Raw genomic sequence first — 3895 nt, 5'->3', positions numbered from 1 at the left:
AACGATAGTTTTTCATCGTTTCCAGGACCAGTACCGGGTCTGGATCTTCCATAGCTGCAATCAGTAACCCTTTTGCATCATACGGATTTGAAGGGCAGACAACTTTTATTCCCGGCATATGCGTGAACAAAGTTTCTGTACTATCGGAATGGATTTCAGGTGCACGAATTCCCGCTCCGTATGGGGCCCTGATGACCATAGGTACCGTAAAATGTGACATTGAACGCATACGGATACGGGAAACATGGGTCATGATTTGTTCGTATGCGGGATAGATAAAACCAAGGAACTGTATTTCCGCAATCGGTTTGAATCCGTTAACAGCAAGACCAATGGACGTTCCAATGATGCCGGATTCAGCTAATGGGGTATCCACTACACGGTCGGCTCCGAACTTTTCCTGAAGCCCTTCTGTCGCACGGAACACTCCTCCATTTTTCCCGATGTCTTCACCCAGGATGATGGTACGATCATCCTCTTCGAGCAATAATCGCATGCCATCATTAATTGCCTGGATCATCGTCATCTGGGTTGTCTGTGCCTCTTCATGATTTGATTCTTTCATTGTCGTCATCCTGTCACCGCCTCCCCAAATGTGCAAGATATGCTTCTTTCTGTTCAGCGAGTTGAACGGGCAATACTGCGAATACATGATTGAAAACATCTTCCACGGTTGGCGGTGGGTAGTTTTCCATTTCATCGACAGCCGCTTCGACTTCATTCGCTGTTTTTTCTGTCATTTCCTTAATCCACTGTTCATCCCAGTAGCCATAGTTTTTCATGAACAATTCCATTCGTTCCATAGGGTCAACAATATGCTGGCCTTGTTCCGCAGGGCGATATTTCGATGGATCATCCGCAGTCGTGTGAGCACCTTTTCGCCATGTAACTGCTTCTATTAATGTCGGTCCATCTCCATTACGTGCACGGTCAAATGCTTTTTTCGTTTCAAAGTAGACCGCCAGACAATCATTTCCGTCAATACGGACACCTGGTATTCCATAAGCAACTGACTTTTGTGCAATCGTCTTGGAATTCATTTGTTTTTCCATCGGAACTGAAATCGCATAGCCGTTATTTTGATTGAAGAAAACGACTGGAACTTTGAATACGCTCGCAAAATTCAGTCCTTCATGAAAGTCACCTTCTGAAGTGGCTCCGTCTCCGAAATAAGCAATGGAGGCATTTTTTGTTCCTTTCAGCTTTTCTGCCCAAGCTGCACCCGCAGCATGAGGCAGTTGAGTAGCAATCGGTACAGCCGGAGGAAAGATATTTCTACCTTCAGGTGGTACACACCCTTCTACTCTTCCATTCCAATACAAAAATGTTCTAGTCATGCTTTTTCCAAAAGTCAGAGTCGCACCATGGTCACGATAAGTCGGGAAGACCCAGTCATTCTCCTCAAGCGCTAACGCACTTCCTACCTGTGCTGCTTCTTGCCCTTCGAAAGGCGCGTATGTACCAAGTCGCCCTTGTCGTTGCAAGTTAATAGATTTTCTGTCATAAGTGCGGATACGCAGCATGTTGTAATACAATTCTTTTACCAATTTTTCATCAATCGTATTTTTATAACTTTCATCAATGAGAACGCCTTGATCGTCTATTATTCGTTTAATCGGATAGTTTTGTTCCACTTAACTTGCCTCCATTCAGGATAAGTTGCGTATGGACCACTTTGGTTTAGCTGGTGCTGTATAGAAGCTATTTCGCTTCGATCTTTCCGCAATTCGTTTTTCACACATCTCATTTGCGGATTCTTCTGTTGTTTTGCCGCTGCTGCTCGCTTCCTTGAACACTTCCAAAATCGCATCATAAATATGTTTTGTTTTGGCAAGTACACGTTCATGATTAATCCCGTACAACTCATCAGCTACTTGAATAAGGCCGCCGGAATTGACGATATAATCAGGAGCGTATAAAATTCCTTTTTCGTGTAACATTTTCCCGTGAGTGTCATTCAATAGTTGATTGTTAGCTGCACCAACGATTGCTTTTACTTTAAACTGAGCGATTGTATTGTCATTGATGATTCCACCAAATGCACAAGGAACGAATATATCTGCCTGCTGTGAATAAATATCTTCTTTTGCTATCACGGTCACTTTGCCGGCAGTTGTTGCTGCTTTCGCTTTAATGGCATCTATACTATCCTGATGGATATCTGTTACGAAAATTTCAGCACCAGCTTCAAGCAATCCGCATGCAACTTTAAATCCAACCTTTCCGAGGCCTTGAATGGCGTAGGTGTGTCCGCCCAATTCATCGTTTCCAAAGAGCATATGATTGGTCGCTTTAATGCCGTATAGGACACCTGCTGCCGTCGGAATAGATGAATCCCCGCCACCACCATATTCGACCGGAAGGCCGTTGATAAAATTGGTTTCTTTTGAAGCGTGTATGAAATCATCCATTGCCGTACCCATATCTGTTCCTGTATAAAAACGGCCACCTAAAGAATTGACAAATTGACCGAATGCACGGAACAGTTCAGGTGACTTATCTGTTTTCGGATCCCCGATTATGACTGCTTTTCCGCCTCCAAAATCCACGTCAGCGGCAGCGCATTTGTACGTCATGCCTTTTGACAATCGCAGAACATCTTCCAGTGCCTCGTCCATACTGTTATAAGGTTGCATACGGCATCCGCCGAGTGCAGGACCGAGTGTTGTATTATGGATTGCAATGATGGCACGCAAACCAGTGGAAGGATCGTTACAAAAAACCACTTGTTCATGCGCACTCATTTTATCGAAGAGCTCAAATTCTTTAGCCATTGATGTTCTTTCTGCAACTTTCATTCGAAAGGCCTCCTTAAAATCTATCACTTGAATTTGCTAAATTTAGACTGACGCTTCTTTTAACTTATTGGCTATTGTTTCTTTTGATAGGATGACTTGCATGACTTCACCTTTCCCAATTACACCTAAATGGTTTCGTGCCGTCACTTTTGTCTTAACAAAATTGTCGCGAAGTTCGATCACATAAGCTGTCAAAGACACGACTGAACCAAGAGGGGATGCAGCAATATGTTTCAGTTGGACTGATGCACCCATTCCCTCTTCATGCTCTTCCAAAAAAGGAAGAATGATTTTTCTTGAAACCCACTCCATATGGTATGTCATTGCTACTGTTGAATAGACAGGGTGAACGACTTCACCTTCAAATGCAGCATACATATCCTCTGTCACAATGATTTCGATTGATTCTTCTCTGCCTAACTCCAGTCCCCGTTTCATACTCTATCTCCTACTTACTATTTAGTTTATGTACATGTTATGAACGAATTCGTAGATTAATAGAAAAAAGTTTATACTCCAGCAAGATTTTCAAATAAACAAAACCTAAATGTAAACGCTTACAAGGAGATGTTAAAAATCATTTGTGGAAAGCCCACTTTGGTTTCATGGCTGTAGTGAAAAAGCCATTTCTATTCCTTTTGTTTTCAATTCTCTTGTCACACATCATATTTGCAGCTTCCATCGTCGAAATCCCATTTTTTATAGCCATCTCGTATACTTCTAAAATGGCATCATAGATATGCCTTGTCTTAGCAAGGACTCTTGAGTGATTAATGCCATACAATTCATCAGCCACCTGAATCAGTCCGCCTGAATTGATAATATAATCTGGTGCGTACAGAATGCCCTTTTGCTGAAGTCTTCTGCCATGCGTTTCATTTAGCAATTGATTGTTAGCAGATCCTGCTATTGCTTTCACCTGGAACTGATCAATTGTCTGATCGTTAATGATTCCTCCAAGTGCACAAGGGACAAATACATCCGCTTCCTGTGAATAGATATCTTCACTTCCAACAACCTTCACTGTTCCCGGTGTAGTTGAGGCTAATTCTTCTATTATTCTCAGACTTTCATGACTAATATCGGTAACATAGAGA

At 42.4% G+C, this 3895-nt stretch carries 5 protein-coding genes; all 5 read right to left on the bottom strand.

What is annotated here, in order from left to right; genetic code table 11:
- On the bottom strand, window positions 1–574 hold a 574-nt coding region (locus AC1DSB_RS15855; RefSeq protein ID WP_477587078.1), incomplete at its 3' end, for an alpha-ketoacid dehydrogenase subunit beta.
- A gap of 4 nt (window positions 575–578) precedes the next feature.
- Window positions 579–1634, bottom strand: coding sequence for a pyruvate dehydrogenase (acetyl-transferring) E1 component subunit alpha (gene pdhA / locus AC1DSB_RS15850; protein ID WP_477532140.1), 1056 nt, complete (start codon window positions 1632–1634; stop codon window positions 579–581).
- 15 nt (window positions 1635–1649) lie between these two features.
- On the bottom strand, window positions 1650–2798 hold the full coding sequence (locus tag AC1DSB_RS15845; protein ID WP_477532141.1) for a Leu/Phe/Val dehydrogenase: 1149 nt from the start codon (window positions 2796–2798) through the stop codon (window positions 1650–1652).
- 42 nt (window positions 2799–2840) lie between these two features.
- A complete protein-coding gene (locus AC1DSB_RS15840) occupies window positions 2841–3236 on the bottom strand; it encodes a thioesterase family protein (RefSeq protein ID WP_477532142.1) in 396 nt (131 codons plus the stop codon).
- A gap of 139 nt (window positions 3237–3375) precedes the next feature.
- The coding region (locus tag AC1DSB_RS15835; protein ID WP_477587077.1) for a Glu/Leu/Phe/Val dehydrogenase family protein at window positions 3376–3895 on the bottom strand (520 nt) is incomplete at its 5' end.

This window comes from Paenisporosarcina sp. P4_E4_2 (assembly GCF_056401595.1).
Note: the sequence above shows the minus strand (reverse complement) of the source record. Positions and strands in the feature narration are given on the sequence as shown.